The sequence below is a fragment of the Steroidobacteraceae bacterium genome, from assembly GCA_041395505.1.
Taxonomy (GTDB): Bacteria; Pseudomonadota; Gammaproteobacteria; order Steroidobacterales; family Steroidobacteraceae; genus JAWLAG01.
In genome coordinates this window covers 1,904,592-1,917,694 of sequence record JAWLAG010000001.1, presented here as the reverse complement: position 1 = coordinate 1,917,694, position 13,103 = coordinate 1,904,592, and the positions used below count along the sequence as shown (strand labels likewise).

16 protein-coding genes and 1 tRNA gene are annotated in these 13,103 nt (G+C 59.7%); 4 read left to right on the top strand and 13 right to left on the bottom strand.

Annotation, left to right across the window (positions count from 1 at the left end; genetic code table 11):
* Positions 1 to 117: 117 nt before the first annotated feature.
* Genes fliN through fliG form a run of 3 tightly spaced genes read right to left on the bottom strand, consistent with a single transcriptional unit; the run spans position 118 to position 2,531 of the window.
* On the bottom strand, positions 118 to 462 hold the full coding sequence (gene fliN / locus R3E77_08835; GenBank protein ID MEZ5499516.1) for a flagellar motor switch protein FliN: 345 nt from the start codon (positions 460 to 462) through the stop codon (positions 118 to 120).
* A complete protein-coding gene (fliM, locus tag R3E77_08830; protein ID MEZ5499515.1) occupies positions 459 to 1,472 on the bottom strand; it encodes a flagellar motor switch protein FliM in 1,014 nt (337 codons plus the stop codon). The genes fliN and fliM overlap by 4 nt, the downstream gene beginning before the upstream one ends.
* Positions 1,473 to 1,523: 51 nt before the next feature.
* Positions 1,524 to 2,531, bottom strand: a complete 1,008-nt coding sequence (gene fliG, locus R3E77_08825; GenBank protein MEZ5499514.1) for a flagellar motor switch protein FliG — start codon at positions 2,529 to 2,531, stop codon at positions 1,524 to 1,526.
* Positions 2,532 to 2,763: 232 nt separating this feature from the next.
* On the opposite strand from fliG, the gene R3E77_08820 reads away from it, so the two are divergent.
* Genes R3E77_08820 through R3E77_08810 form a run of 3 tightly spaced genes read left to right on the top strand, consistent with a single transcriptional unit; the run spans position 2,764 to position 4,267 of the window.
* Positions 2,764 to 3,144 (top strand): chemotaxis response regulator CheY, encoded by a 381-nt coding sequence (locus R3E77_08820; protein MEZ5499513.1) that lies wholly within the window; start codon positions 2,764 to 2,766, stop codon positions 3,142 to 3,144.
* Between the two features lies 1 nt (position 3,145).
* Positions 3,146 to 3,838 (top strand): protein phosphatase CheZ, encoded by a 693-nt coding sequence (locus R3E77_08815; protein MEZ5499512.1) that lies wholly within the window; start codon positions 3,146 to 3,148, stop codon positions 3,836 to 3,838.
* A gap of 48 nt (positions 3,839 to 3,886) precedes the next feature.
* Positions 3,887 to 4,267: a DUF423 domain-containing protein gene (locus R3E77_08810; protein MEZ5499511.1), complete on the top strand. Its 381-nt coding sequence runs from the start codon at positions 3,887 to 3,889 to the stop codon at positions 4,265 to 4,267.
* Positions 4,268 to 4,324: 57 nt separating this feature from the next.
* Here the strand turns inward: R3E77_08810 and R3E77_08805 are convergent, their stop codons facing one another.
* From R3E77_08805 to R3E77_08790, 4 genes are all read right to left on the bottom strand, one after another.
* Positions 4,325 to 5,422, bottom strand: a complete 1,098-nt coding sequence (locus R3E77_08805; GenBank protein ID MEZ5499510.1) for an NAD(P)-dependent alcohol dehydrogenase — start codon at positions 5,420 to 5,422, stop codon at positions 4,325 to 4,327.
* Positions 5,423 to 5,499: 77 nt separating this feature from the next.
* Positions 5,500 to 6,543, bottom strand: coding sequence for a proline racemase family protein (locus R3E77_08800; GenBank protein MEZ5499509.1), 1,044 nt, complete (start codon positions 6,541 to 6,543; stop codon positions 5,500 to 5,502).
* Positions 6,540 to 7,502 (bottom strand): ornithine cyclodeaminase family protein, encoded by a 963-nt coding sequence (locus R3E77_08795; GenBank protein ID MEZ5499508.1) that lies wholly within the window; start codon positions 7,500 to 7,502, stop codon positions 6,540 to 6,542. Before R3E77_08795 ends, R3E77_08800 begins: the two co-directional genes overlap by 4 nt.
* Positions 7,503 to 7,558: 56 nt before the next feature.
* Positions 7,559 to 7,825, bottom strand: coding sequence for a hypothetical protein (locus R3E77_08790; protein ID MEZ5499507.1), 267 nt, complete (start codon positions 7,823 to 7,825; stop codon positions 7,559 to 7,561).
* Between the two features lie 39 nt (positions 7,826 to 7,864).
* On the opposite strand from R3E77_08790, the gene R3E77_08785 reads away from it, so the two are divergent.
* The gene (locus R3E77_08785) at positions 7,865 to 8,440 is read left to right on the top strand and encodes a pyridoxamine 5'-phosphate oxidase family protein (protein ID MEZ5499506.1); all 576 of its coding nucleotides are present in this window, start codon (positions 7,865 to 7,867) and stop codon (positions 8,438 to 8,440) included.
* 40 nt (positions 8,441 to 8,480) lie between these two features.
* Here R3E77_08785 and R3E77_08780 read toward each other — a convergent pair.
* From R3E77_08780 to rplT, 6 genes are all read right to left on the bottom strand, one after another.
* Positions 8,481 to 8,557 (bottom strand) — tRNA-Pro (locus R3E77_08780).
* 52 nt (positions 8,558 to 8,609) lie between these two features.
* The gene (locus R3E77_08775; GenBank protein MEZ5499505.1) at positions 8,610 to 8,966 is read right to left on the bottom strand and encodes a MerR family transcriptional regulator; all 357 of its coding nucleotides are present in this window, start codon (positions 8,964 to 8,966) and stop codon (positions 8,610 to 8,612) included.
* Positions 8,947 to 9,246: an integration host factor subunit alpha gene (gene ihfA, locus R3E77_08770; GenBank protein MEZ5499504.1), complete on the bottom strand. Its 300-nt coding sequence runs from the start codon at positions 9,244 to 9,246 to the stop codon at positions 8,947 to 8,949. The genes R3E77_08775 and ihfA overlap by 20 nt, the downstream gene beginning before the upstream one ends.
* A 4-nt stretch (positions 9,247 to 9,250) precedes the next feature.
* Positions 9,251 to 11,638, bottom strand: a complete 2,388-nt coding sequence (gene pheT / locus R3E77_08765) for a phenylalanine--tRNA ligase subunit beta (GenBank protein ID MEZ5499503.1) — start codon at positions 11,636 to 11,638, stop codon at positions 9,251 to 9,253.
* A 2-nt stretch (positions 11,639 to 11,640) separates the two neighbouring features.
* Positions 11,641 to 12,672, bottom strand: coding sequence for a phenylalanine--tRNA ligase subunit alpha (gene pheS / locus R3E77_08760; GenBank protein ID MEZ5499502.1), 1,032 nt, complete (start codon positions 12,670 to 12,672; stop codon positions 11,641 to 11,643).
* 58 nt (positions 12,673 to 12,730) lie between these two features.
* Positions 12,731 to 13,099 (bottom strand): 50S ribosomal protein L20, encoded by a 369-nt coding sequence (rplT, locus tag R3E77_08755; protein MEZ5499501.1) that lies wholly within the window; start codon positions 13,097 to 13,099, stop codon positions 12,731 to 12,733.
* Positions 13,100 to 13,103: the final 4 nt, after the last annotated feature.

Below are 13,103 nucleotides of genomic sequence, written 5' to 3'. Positions count from 1 at the left end.
ATTCCTGCCTCGTCCAATGTGACACGAGCCGCCCACCATCGAGGGCGTACCGCTTATGTAACGGCGTCACAAAATGGATCTTGAGGATGGTTCCGTGCTTGGCGAGAGAACGCGGATTCAGTCAGTGCTGCATCGCCGCAGGCGCTCTGTCGGCGAGATGACGTCAGTGAGACGTATGCCGCACTTTTCGTTCACGAGGACCACCTCGCCGTGCGCCAGTAGCGCGCCGTTGACGAGTACATCAAAGGCATCGGACGTGTCCTTGTTGAGCGGAACAACCGAACCGACGGCCAATTGCAGGAATTCGCGTATCGTCAGACGGGTGCGCCCGACCTCCATGGTCACCGTGACCGGAAGATCGAGCACATCCTTCATCTCGACGAATCGCTCGCTGCCCTGGCGTCCATGGTCGGCGGACAGCCGTTCAAGATCGGGGGTCCTGGTCGCGGTGCGAGCGTTCATTTGGCGCTCCCGGTTGCAGATAACGAATCCGTTGGCGAACGCCTGATCAGGCAATTCTGTACCTTGACGGCCTGTTGGCCGCGCGAGACACCATAGGTGCCTGAGACGATGGGCAAGCCTTCCGCGAGCAGCGTCACCTGGCCATCAAACGTGCAGGGAACGACGTCTCCCGGATTAAGCGAAAGCAATTCCTCGACGGTCACGGTTGTATGGCCCAGCAGCGGCACCAACTTGACCGTGACGTCTTCGATTTCCTCATGCAGTGCCCTGCTCCAATTGTCATTGCCGTCCGTGCGATCGCTTTGAATCCCGGAGTCGAGAATCTCACGTATCGGCTCCAGCATCGAATAGGGCATGACAACGTGCAGCTCACCGCCTGCTCCTTCGAGATCGATATTGAAAGACGTAACCACGACCACTTCCGACGGACTGACGATGTTGGCGAATCGCGGATTCATCTCGGAATTCATGAATTCGATCTTCAGTGGGTTCACGGGCGCCCACGCGTCCTGCAGATTCGCAAACGCCTGGCGCAGCACCATTTGAATAATGCGACTTTCCGTGCTCGTGAAGTCACGCCCCTCGATCTTCGCATGCCTGCCTGTGCCGCCGAAGAAGTTGTCCACCAATGTGAATACGAGTCTCGCGTCGAGCATGAACAACCCTGTACCCCGCAATGGTTGCAATTTCACGAGGTTGAGACTCGCCGGGACGTGGAGCGTCTGGATGTACTCGCTGAATTTGACGACCGTAACCGGAGCAACGGCGATCTCCGGCGCGCGACGCATCATGTTGAACAAGCCTATACGGAGCAACCGCGCGAATCGATCGTTGATCATCTCGAGCGTCGGCATGCGACCACGCACAATTCGCACTTGCGTCGCGATATCGTAAGGCTGAACTTCGCCTTCGACGGTGGTGCCCGTCTCGACGGGCACCTCGTTGTTGTTGACGCCCTTGAGGAGAGCGTCGATTTCGTCCTGATTGAGTACCTCTGCGTCGCCTGTCATGGCCTGTTCCCCTGTGACTGCGGCGCAAGAAGAAGTTCGCAAGGATGAGGGTCAGACATATTCCTCTCCGCCCTTGCCGCCCAGCTGGATTCGACCCTCTTCGGCAAGCTTGCGAGCTGACAGCAGGATCTCCTTCTGCGCGCCTTCGACTTCGCTCAATTTGACCGGGCCTTTGGACTCGAGGTCATCTTTCAACATTCCGGCGGCTCGTTCCGACATGTTCTTGAAGAATTTCTGTTTCACGTCCTCGTCCGCACCCTTCAGGGCCAGGACCAGCTTGTCACCGGGGACCTCGCGAAGAAGTTCCTGCATTCCTCTATCATCGATGCTGACCAGATCGGTGAATACGAACATGAGATCCTGCAGTTTCTGCGCAAGTTGCTCGTCCACCTGCGTTATTGCCTCGATGATCTTCCCCTCGCTTGCCGCCCCAACAAGATTGAGGATGTCGGCGGCCACCTTGGGCCCGCCAAATCCCGAGGATTTGGTCGCGTTCGAGCCGGAGAACTGCCGTTCGAGCACCTGATCGAGTTCGCTCAGTGCCGAGGGGTGTACCCCGTCCAAGGTTGCAATGCGCGTAATGACATCTGCGCGGGTAGTCTCCTGAAGGCCGTTCAGTATTTCGGCCGAGTGGTCGGAATCAAGGTACGACAGCACCGTTGCGATGATCTGCGGGTGTTCGAAACGAAGCATCTCCGCGACCGACTTGGCTTCCATCCACTTGAGCGCCTCGAGACCGCTGCTACTTCGCTTGCCCAGAATCCGGTCGACCACCGAATTGGCCTTGTCCTCGCCAAGAGCTTCGTTGAGGACTTTACGCAGGTAATTGTTCGAATCGAGTCCGACATTGGACTGCTGGCCAAGTTCTCCACTGAACTGATCGAGAACGGCGCTGACTTCCTGACGCGATACCGCGGCCAGCTGCGCCATGGCCGCCCCGACGCGCTGCACTTCCTTGGGGTCGAGCTGTTTGAGCACCGACGCGGCATCCTGCTCGCCGAGCGTCATGAGCAGAATTGCGGCGCGTTCGACGCCGGATCTTTGTGGATTTTCTGACATGGCCTGGGATCTTCCTGCGTGTCGGGTTGCAAATGGCGTGCCGCCCCAACCTGTGACAGCGGTCACGCTTTCAAAGCGACCGGCAGGCCAGGCGCCGTACTTTTGACGCATTGCCTACCGCGCTCGGCATTTACCTCAAGATACGAGCTGGCAAAGCCGATACCCGAGACGCGCCGTGAGCAGCGGCGGCAGATGCTAGAAAGCGAGGAATCGAGTGGCTGCCTCTCCGAAAATGAACATCCTGGTTGTCGACGATTTTTCGACAATGCGCCGTATCATCAAAGGGCTGCTCAATGACCTCGGCTATAACAATGTCTCGGAGGCAGACGACGGCTTGACCGCGCTGCCCATGCTCCAGGGCGGCAAATTCGATTTTCTGATAACGGACTGGAACATGCCCGGAATGCCGGGCGTCGATCTATTGCGCAAGGTACGCGCTGACAGTGCGCTCAAGGATCTGCCCGTGCTCATGTTGACCGCGGAGGCGAAACGCGAGCAGATAATTGAAGCCGCACAGGCGGGCGTCAGCGGGTATGTTATCAAACCCTTCACCGGCGCCATCCTCAAGGAGAAGATCGACAAGATCTTCGCCTCACGCGCCCCGGCCAAGTGACATGAAAAACGACAGGGATCCGCGCAGCTCGCTGTCGCCTTTCCTGGATTCGCTTTGCGCTGCGCGCGCAAGCGAAAACCCGCAGGACTTCGTCGACGCACTTGCGAGTTTCAATGAAGCCCAGGACCTTCACTTCAATCGTGGTGTGCGCGAAGTGGCCACGGATATCGCAAGAGCGCTGAAGAAATTTTGTGATGATTCCCGACTCGTCGACCTCGCCGAGAAAGAAGTTCCGAATGCGCGTCATCGACTTGCCCAGGTCATCAAGCTCACCGACGAAGCGGCACATCGAACGCTGGACCTTGTGGAGCGATGCGCGCCGCGTGTGGAAGCCGTTGCGCACGAGGCGAGCCAACTCGCTGCGATGGATGAGGCATCTGCGGCAAAGGGGTTCCTGATGCGAACCGTCGATGCGATGAACGAGCTGCGCCAGACTCATTCCGAATTGTTGCTTGCGCAGAGCTATCAGGACCTGACAGGCCAGATTATTCGCAGCGTCATGACACTTGTGGAACAACTCGAATGCGCATTGCGCGATCTCGTTGAGATCAGTGGCCTCAAGACCCGCCCGCGATCCGGTCAGGCCGATGCGGAAAGAAAACTCGCCGGACCCGCAATTCCCGGGGTCAACGACGAGGCAAGCGTCAGCGACCAGTCCGGTGTCGACGATTTGCTTGGCAGCCTCGGACTGTGAGCGCCATATCGCACTGGTATACGGGGTTGCTTGAGCTATACTCGGCGGATGCTCGCGCCACGCTGGTTATTGGTAGCAGCGGCACTGTCGCTCGGCATTGCGACGGCGCTCGGTGCCTATGGCGTTCATGGCCTCAAGGAAGCTGTGTCCGAGGCTCGCTACGCGGCCTATGAATCTGCCGTTCAGATCCAGTTCGTCCATTCCCTAGGGCTTGCATTGGTCGCACTCATTCGAGAACGACTGACGCGTTCAAACGGCTGGCTGACCGTGGCCTCGGCCTTGCTGCTCGCCGGGATGGTGATGTTCAGCGGCAGCATCTACGCCACGACTCTTGGAGCGCCGCGCGCAATCGGCATGATGGCGCCTTTCGGCGGGTCGTCGCTGATGCTCGCATGGCTTTGTGCCGCCATCGGATTCGCGAGACGCTAGCACGCTCGGTTCGCCACCTCTGGAATTGGGCGCTGCTGTCACGTTCCGGGGCTGTGATCATGACATGCAAATGATGGGCTTGATGCAAGCGCCACTCTCGGCATCGGACCACGCCGCCTGAATGTCACGGAAGCAATAGTTTCGACAGAATCGATCGTAGGGTAGCTTGCCGTCCAGGTGCCACGCCGCGAGCTGTGGAATGAATCGATCCGGCACGCTGTCTCCCTCGATGCATGCCACCAGGCGCCCTGCCCGCAATAACAGGTCGAGCGGAGACCACTCGAACGGCGCACCCAGCTTCGGGACCGTGACCATGGCGCAATGGCCTTTTCGGGCCAACGCGGCGATCGCGGCTTTGAAGGTTTCGGTTTGGCCCGCCGATTCGAGGCTGTAATCGACGCCGCGACCGCCCGTGATGGCTCGGACGCGGGCTTCCAAATCCCCTTCCCGGCCATTGATCACATGGGTCGCGCCGAGCTCACTTGCAAGATCCAATCGGTTGTCGCGAATATCCACCGCAATGATCGTCTCGCACTCGGCGAGTACCGCGCCCAGAATCGCCGACAACCCGACACTACCAGTACCGAAAACCGCAATGCTGCTGCCGCTGACGGCCCGTAGCGTATTAAGGACCGCGCCGACGCCTGTCTGTATCCCGCACCCAAGGGGGGCCGCCTGCTCGAAGCAAAGCTCGTCCGGAATCCTGACCACGTTGCGTTCCGTCGCCAAGGCGTGGCTTGCAAACGATGATTGCTGGAAGAAAGCGCCGTGCACAGCCAGGCCATTGGCGTCGTGCATTGTCGGGCTGCCGTCGGGGCGGCAGCCACCAAATTGCAGATCGTGCCCGCGTTCGCAGTACGCAACATCGCCCGCACCACACCGCCGGCAGGCGCCGCAGGACCCAAACGTCAATACGACCCGATCACCGGGCCGCACCTTCGTTACGGCTGCACCAACCTTCTCGACGACTCCTGCGCCTTCGTGGCCGAATACGGCAGGCAGCAAAAACCGGTGAGGTGCGAATAGATCCGTGTGGCAGACGCCGCAGGCCAGGATGCGCACCAACACTTCGTCGGGTCGGGGCGTGTCCAGATGCAGCGTTTCAATGCCTGGTGGGCGACTGGCGTCGCGACATACGGCGGCTTGGATCTTCATTGTTGAATCCGTAGGGACGTAATGGACTTGCTCACTGACAGTACACTGTGCATCACCGATTCAAGCGTGCGGCGCGTTCATCGCAGCAGAAATCCGCCTCGCAATGGATCTGTCGGGTCAATGTAAAACTCGTGTCGGCCGGTGAAGTAGGCGCTGCCGCTGACCTCCGGGACAATGGCATTACGTCCTTCGTAGGTAACCTCCTCCACGGCCGCGACGGTCATTGTGCTGCCCAGAATGCTCTCGACGGTTATCCGCTCGTTCAGCTCGAGTTCGCCGCGTGCAATACCGAGCGCCACGCGCGCGCTGATACCGGTTCCAGTCGGGGAGCGATCGACCTCGCCGTCCGCAAAAACACAGACATTCCTGCTGTGATGACCCGCTTGCGCTGCCGGGCCGGTGAAAATCGTGCCATAGAGGAACCCTAATTCGGGTTCAATCGGGTGCAGGATCTGGTAACGGGACATGACGGCTTGCTTGATGCGCCTGCCCATCGCGATGATGTTCGAATAATTGCCGACGTCGAGTGCAAGGCCAAGATTCGCTGCCGGCACGACGGCATAGAACGCCCCACCGTAGGCGACATCGATCGTTACCGAAGAAAATCCCGGTAATTCCACTGGGATATCACGCAACAGCACGAAAGACGGGACATTTCGAAACGACGCCTCCATCACTTGTCCATTCTGTGCGGTAGCGTTGGCGGTGATCTGCCCGGCCGGCGTGCTGAATGTCACGACCGGGCCTGTCACGATCTTGCATTCGACGGCGAGCTTGGCAAGCGCGAGGATGGCGTGACCGCACATCGTGCTATAGCCCTCGTTGTGAATGAAAAATACATCGAGATCCGCATCCTCCGAGGTACTCAGGACGGCACCGTACATATCGGCGTGACCACGCGGCTCCCACATGAGCGACGCGCGCAGCGAGTCGAAACGTTCGCGAAAGTCACGTCTCTTTTCCAGGACGGTTCGCCCTTCCAGGTGCGGTAGTCCAGACGTGAAAACCCGCAGCGGCTCACCTGCCGTATGCATGTCGATCGACGTAATGCGCAGCCAGCCCATGGGTGCCCGCCAGCTTGCGGCGATCTGCTGCGGATCGGGCTTTGAAAAATCACTCACATTTCAAATTCCAGGCCGACATGAGTGTTCTCGGCGGCCTCGACCAGCGCCTTCGCGACGGCCAGATCGTACAACGCATGACCAACCGTCTTGGCGACCGTAGTCCCGGATCGGTCGATTTCCCGCCGACCCTCGAGCAATTCACCGAGATGAATAACCGCATTTTTGGGCAGAAGGGACTCGGCAAGCGGTCCGACGAGATCACCACTTTCCTCGCAGGCTGCGTCGGAGTCGACCACGATGTTTTGCGCGTGCTGGAAAAGTCCCGCTGGCAGTTCGCGCATTTGTGGCTTGAATGAACCTACGGCAAGGTAATGACGCCCAGCCAGTAATCGGGGATCGTCCGGCAGTACAGGCTTGCTTGCATTCGTTGCGGTGATTATGAGTTCCGAATTGGAAATGACCTCGTGAGCGCTGGCACAGCGAATCAGCTCGATGCCCTCGAGGTGACCCTCGACGCCGGCTACGAACCGTTCGGCCGACGCATGCGAGCGCGCATAGAACGCCAATTGCCTCACCGATCGCACGCAGGTCGCGAAGATGGCATGCGAGATCGCCTGCACGCCGGCCCCGATCACACCCACGCGGACAAGGTCTGCAGGGGTGGTCTCGCGTATTGCCAGAGCGCCAACCGCGCCTGTGCGCAACGCCGTCAGTTGCCCTGCATCCAGCAAAGCGAGCGGATGGCCACTCTTGGCATCGTTGAAGATCATTACACCGGTTACAAGTGGTTCGGCGCGCGCCACATTGCCAGGCGCCACCGTCACCAGTTTGACCCCAATGCGATCCGCCCACGCGGCCGGCATGCACAGCAATGAGTTATCGCCAAACGAAAAGTGTTGCCGCCTCGGCACGACGGCGTTGTGGCCGACTGCGGCACGGGCCGCCCGCTCGACCGCCGCGACCAGCTCGGTTGGCGACAACAATCCGGCTAGGTCCTTCGAGCGCAGCAGTCGCATATGCATTACAACTGCCGACGTCGGCCTGGTTTGCAGCTATGCAGGTGCGCGAGAGGTCAGTTCGCTGGCTGGCCGCAGCCGCCACCACAACATGCCTGCCCCATGTCGCAGGACGCTGGCAGACTGCCATTCGATGCTCCTGCACCGCACAGAACCGCGCTTGCGCTGATCAATTTGACCACCGGCGCGGCGGCAGGTGTCGGACCCGGATCCAGGCCGGCGCGCTCACAGAGTGCTCCCCAATTGGTGAGGATCTCGGCCATCGCGTGCCGCACTTCCACGGTGCGGTCGTTGGCAGAACAGTGGTATTCGTAGGTTGGCATCGGCAGATTATATGGAAACCAGACAAGCGAGGGTATGCCATGGGACAGGTATTGCAGGAAATTGACGACGGTTTGCGAGCTTGGCTTGAGATTCAGCCACTTTTTTTCGTAGCCAGCGCGCCGCTCGCCGCTGACGGCTTCGTCAACCTGTCGCCGAAGGGTGGCAATTCCCTGCGTGTGGTCAGTCCGCGACAGGTCATCTATCGCGATGGCGCAGGCTCTGGCGTCGAGACGATCGCACACGTGCGCGAAAACCATCGCATCGTCATCATGGCGTGTGCCTTTGAAGGGTCGCCCCTAATCGTGCGCGTACATGGTCGAGGTGAGGTACTGGAACCGACACATCGGGAATTCCGGTCCTATCTGGAGCTATTTCCCCGCAGTGGCACCACCAGGGCCGTCATGCGTATTCAGGTGGAGCGCGTGGCCAGCTCCTGCGGATACGGCGTGCCATTGATGAATTTTCTGCAGTCGCGCGAGGACAGCGACACATACTTATCGCGCACGTCCGACGCGGCGCTGCGGTCCTATTTGAAACGCAACAATCTCACCAGCATTGATGGCTTGCCCGGTCTGACTGAGAGCGAAATCGATAACGTCGTTGTTTACAGATAACGGCAGGAATTCCGTGCGGATTTACCTGCGTTTGGATATTTGGTCGGAGCGCCGAGATTCGAACTCGGGACCCCTTGCACCCCATGCAAGTGCGCTACCAGGCTGCGCCACGCTCCGACCGATGGACATAGTACTCCCAATCCGCCGACACCAAGCGTCGGCAGTAACGTCAACGACGCAGGATCTTGAGGATATCGTCGAGTTCCGTGCGAACCTGGCGCACGATCTGCTGGGCTTGCGTTACGTCTGTGCGGGCGTCGTCGCCATTGAGCTTGTTGCGAGCGCCGCCAATGGTGAACCCCTGTTCGTACAGCAGACTGCGGATCTGCCGGATGACAATCACGTCCTGGCGCTGATAGTAGCGGCGATTGCCGCGACGTTTTACCGGTTTGAGCTGCGGGAATTCCTGCTCCCAATAGCGCAATACGTGCGGCTTCACACCGCACAAGTCGCTCACTTCTCCGATGGTGAAGTAGCGTTTGCCCGGAATCGGTGGTAATTCGTCGTTATTCTTTGCTTCCAGCATACGCCTCGACCCGCGCTTTCAGCTTCTGGCCCGGACGGAAAGTCACCACGCGTCTTGCGCTGATTGGAATTTCCTCACCCGTCTTCGGATTGCGGCCAGGCCGCTGATTCTTGTCTCGCAGATCGAAGTTTCCAAACCCGGACAATTTGACCTGCTCCCCGTTCGACAACGCCGTGCGCACTTCCTCGAAAAACATATCTACCAGTTCGCGCGCTTCGCGTTTGTTCAATCCAAGCTGATTGAACAACGCTTCGGCCATCTCAGCTTTCGTCAATGCCATTTCGTTATTCTCTTATTTTCGCACCGAATTTTGCACACAGCTCGTGTCGGATGGCGGCGATGGCAGCGTCAACATCCTCGTCTGTGAGCGTGCGAGAATTATCCTGAAAAATCAAGCCGAAAGCGACGCTTTTTCGACCTTTTTCGATGCCTGGGCCTCGATAAATGTCGAAAACGCGGAGATCTCGCAGCAGGCTTGAAGATGCCGAGATTACACCTTCGCGCAACTTGCTCATAGGAGTAGTTTCATCCACGACCACAGCAAGATCGCGGCGGACCTGTGGATAACGCGATACGGCAGTGAATTTCGGCAAAACACTGCGCGTCATGGCGTCAAAATCGACCTCGAGCAGCAGTACTGGATGTGTAAATTCCGTCGACACTGCGACATTCGGGTGTAGCTCACCGATCCAGCCAATTTCCGCGCCAGCACGCAGAATGCGCGCACTACGATGCGGATGCAGGCAGGCAAGCCCTGCCGGTTCGATCGAGAACGAGTCCAGTTCGCCGCTTTGTTGCGCCAGCCATTCGTATTCGGCCTTGATGTCAAAGAAATCCGCCACTGCCCGATCGGTGCCGAGATCCCAACGTTCATCGTGCCGCGGACCGGTCAGAAGCAACGCCAGGGTCTCGGTTTCGATCACACCACCGGAGTTGTCGCGTTTGAACGTAATGCCTTTTTCGAATAGCCGGATGCTCGCAATCTGCCTGCGCAGATTGCTGAGTGCTGTGGTGAGCAAGCCAGGCCAGAGCGAACCCCTCATGACGTCGAGATCGCTTGCGATGGGATTGACCAATCGAATCGGGTTGCCGTCAGGGAACAAATCGCTCTGTCGGGTCGAGTCGACAAAAGCGTAGGTAACGCATTCGTGGTATCCGCGTGCAGCCAGCGCCTGGAGAATCGCACTCTCTCCGGGCCGGTCTTCCGGTACTCGCGCGAAGACCTGCGGCGCCAGACGCGCCTCCTCGGCGATTCGCTCGTAACCACGCAGGCGCGCACACTCCTCGATCAGATCGGCTTCGATGGTTACGTCGAATCGATGCGCTGGAGGAGCGACCTGCCAGCCGTCCCCGCTTTCGACCACCTGCATGCCCAGTGCCGCAAGAATGCGCGTTACATCCCGATCATCAATCTCGGCGCCAAGCAGGCGGCGCAGCCTGCTGCGCCGCAACGGCACAGCGGGGCGTCTAGGCAGGTGTTCGATGCTCTCAGCGCACAGCACCGGACCACATTCTCCACCCGCAATCGCGAGCAGAAGTCCGCTCGCGCGCTCTATTGCACGTTCCTGGCCCGTCGGATCGACACCACGTTCGAACCGCTGGCTGGCATCTGTGACCAGCCCCAGCCGGCGGCCACGGCCTGCAATCGCCTGCGGCGAAAAATACGCCACCTCGATTAAGACGTCGGTTGTGCTGGACGACACTGCGGTGCGAGCTCCGCCCATGATGCCCGCAAGACCCACTGCACCGGCTTGATCGGCGATGACCGTCATGTCCGCAGCGAGCTCGACCGTCTGACCATTCAAAAGCTCGAGTTTCTCGCCCGCGCGAGCCATCCGCACGTCGACGCCACCGGTAAGCTTGCGTCGATCATAGGCATGCATGGGCTGACCGAGCTCGAGTAGCACATAGTTCGTGACATCGACGATTGGGCTAACACTGCGTAGCCCTGCACGTCGCAGCCGCTCCCTGAGCCAACCTGGGGAGGGTCGCGAATTGTCCAATCCGCGAAATAATCGCCCTACGAAACGTGGTGCTGCCTCAGGCACCGACAGTCTGATGTCGAGGCGCTCATCTGAGGTCGGGCGAATCTTGCCCAGGCTGGGTCCGCGCAGAGTCGCATCCAGCATGGCGGCAACTTCGCGTGCCACGCCAAGCACGGACATGGCATCACCTCGGTTGGGCGTGATTGCCAATTCCAGTATCGATTCATCCAGACCCAGGAATTGACGTAGGTCCATGCCGAGCGGCGCTTCGGCATCGAGCTCGATGATCCCGTCCGGTTTGTCACCAAGCCCCAACTCGCGAGGGGAGCAAAGCATGCCCTCGGAAGGCGAACCACGAAGCTTTGCCGACTTGATTTGCACGCCTCCCGGCAATTGCGCCCCCACTCGTGCGAGCGCAACCTTGAGCCCCGCCCTGGCGTTGGCCGCACCGCAAACGATATGCAGTGCACTACCATCGCCACTGTCGACCTCGCAGATTTTCAGCTTGTCGGCATTCGGATGATTGGCGGTATTGGTGATTTGCGCCACGACTACGCCCGTGAACGCCGGCGCGGCCAGATCCAGCGCTTCGAGTTCGAATCCGATCATGGACAGGCGCGCACCCAGATCGGCCGCCGGCAGCCCGATCTCGACCCATTCACGCAGCCAGTCGAGGGGCACCCGCATAGTCACCAGACTCCGAACTGATCGAGAACGCGCAGATCGTTTTCGAAGAACAACCGCAGGTCATCGACGCCATAGCGCAGCATGGCCAAGCGCTCGATGCCCATCCCGAATGCATATCCGGTGTAGCGTTCAGAATCGACCGCGCAGGCTTGCAGAACTGCGGGATGGACCATGCCGCAACCTGCGACTTCGATCCATCCCGTGTGCTTGCAAACACGGCAGCCGCTACCGTCGCAGAACAGGCAGGACATATCGAGTTCAGCGGACGGCTCCGTGAAAGGAAAATACGATGGCCGCAGGCGAATCCGCAGGTCCTTCTCGAAGAAAGCCTGCACGAAGCCGTGCAGACAGGCTTTCAGATTGGCGAAGCTGACACCATCGCCGACGACTAGACCCTCGACCTGGTGGAACATTGGCGAGTGCGTCATGTCGTTGTCGCACCGGTAGACACGGCCCGGTGCAATGAGCGCGACCGGCAATTGCGCATCACGCAGCGCGCGAATCTGCACTGGCGAGGTGTGCGTGCGCAACAGACGCCCATCTGCAAAATAGAAGGTATCGTGCATGGCGCGCGCCGGATGTTCCGCCGGAATATTCAGGGCTTCAAAATTGTGGAAGTCGTCTTCGATCTCCGGGCCTGTGGCAATCTGGAATCCGGCGCTGCGAAAAATGCGCTCGATGCGCAGACGCGCACGGGTAATTGGATGGATACTGCCTGGCTTGTCACCCCGCCCCGCCTGGCTGATGTCGAATCGATCCGCCGCCAGTGCGGCGGCCATTTCGGTCCGCCGCAGCTGCTCACGCCGGGTTTCGATGGCCGCCTGAACCTTGGCTTTGGCCTCGTTGATGGCCTGTCCGGCCGAGGGTCGTTGCTCGGCGGGAAGTTCGCCCAGCGCTTTGAGCTGTTCGGTCAACCGCCCTTTCTTGCCGAGCCACTCAACCCGCACCTGCTCGAGTGCAGCCGCATCCGCACTGGCCGCAACAGCAGCAAGTGCCTCACCCTGCAACCGCGTTACGTTGCTCCCTGAAGTCATCTGCATTTGGCAGGGAAGCGCCGCCGGCACGGTGGCCCGCGGCGCCACTGCCCATTACTCAACCTGCAGACGCACCCAGCGCCGCCTTGGCTTGTGCCGCGATGGCACCAAAAGCCTCGGCATCGTTCACTGCGATGTCGGCGAGCATCTTGCGGTCGATCTCGATGCCCGCTTTCTTCAGGCCATTGATGATACGGCTGTAGGATAGACCGTGTTCACGCGCCGCAGCATTGATGCGGGCGATCCACAGGGCGCGAAAATCGCGCTTCTTGGCTCGCCGGTCGCGGTAGGCGTACTGCCCCGCCTTGATGACGGCCTGTTTTGCCGCGCGAAATACCTTGCGTCGCGCGTTGTAGTAGCCCTTGGCTTTGCCGAGGACCTTCTTGTGACGGCGACCCGCCGTGACACCACGTTTGACTCTTGCCATTGTC

Bases quoted from the DNA above. Each gene is read 5' to 3' on its own strand.
- fliN (MEZ5499516.1), bottom strand. From the start codon at position 462: ATGAACGCTCGCACCGCGACCAGGACCCCCGATCTTGAACGGCTGTCC.
- fliM (MEZ5499515.1), bottom strand. From the start codon at position 1,472: ATGACAGGCGACGCAGAGGTACTCAATCAGGACGAAATCGACGCTCTC.
- fliG (MEZ5499514.1), bottom strand. From the start codon at position 2,531: ATGTCAGAAAATCCACAAAGATCCGGCGTCGAACGCGCCGCAATTCTG.
- R3E77_08820 (MEZ5499513.1), top strand. From the start codon at position 2,764: ATGAACATCCTGGTTGTCGACGATTTTTCGACAATGCGCCGTATCATC.
- R3E77_08815 (MEZ5499512.1), top strand. From the start codon at position 3,146: ATGAAAAACGACAGGGATCCGCGCAGCTCGCTGTCGCCTTTCCTGGAT.
- R3E77_08810 (MEZ5499511.1), top strand. From the start codon at position 3,887: ATGCTCGCGCCACGCTGGTTATTGGTAGCAGCGGCACTGTCGCTCGGC.
- R3E77_08805 (MEZ5499510.1), bottom strand. From the start codon at position 5,422: ATGAAGATCCAAGCCGCCGTATGTCGCGACGCCAGTCGCCCACCAGGC.
- R3E77_08795 (MEZ5499508.1), bottom strand. From the start codon at position 7,502: ATGCGACTGCTGCGCTCGAAGGACCTAGCCGGATTGTTGTCGCCAACC.
- R3E77_08790 (MEZ5499507.1), bottom strand. From the start codon at position 7,825: ATGCCAACCTACGAATACCACTGTTCTGCCAACGACCGCACCGTGGAA.
- R3E77_08785 (MEZ5499506.1), top strand. From the start codon at position 7,865: ATGGGACAGGTATTGCAGGAAATTGACGACGGTTTGCGAGCTTGGCTT.
- R3E77_08775 (MEZ5499505.1), bottom strand. From the start codon at position 8,966: ATGCTGGAAGCAAAGAATAACGACGAATTACCACCGATTCCGGGCAAA.
- ihfA (MEZ5499504.1), bottom strand. From the start codon at position 9,246: ATGGCATTGACGAAAGCTGAGATGGCCGAAGCGTTGTTCAATCAGCTT.
- pheT (MEZ5499503.1), bottom strand. From the start codon at position 11,638: ATGCGGGTGCCCCTCGACTGGCTGCGTGAATGGGTCGAGATCGGGCTG.
- pheS (MEZ5499502.1), bottom strand. From the start codon at position 12,672: ATGACTTCAGGGAGCAACGTAACGCGGTTGCAGGGTGAGGCACTTGCT.
- rplT (MEZ5499501.1), bottom strand. From the start codon at position 13,099: ATGGCAAGAGTCAAACGTGGTGTCACGGCGGGTCGCCGTCACAAGAAG.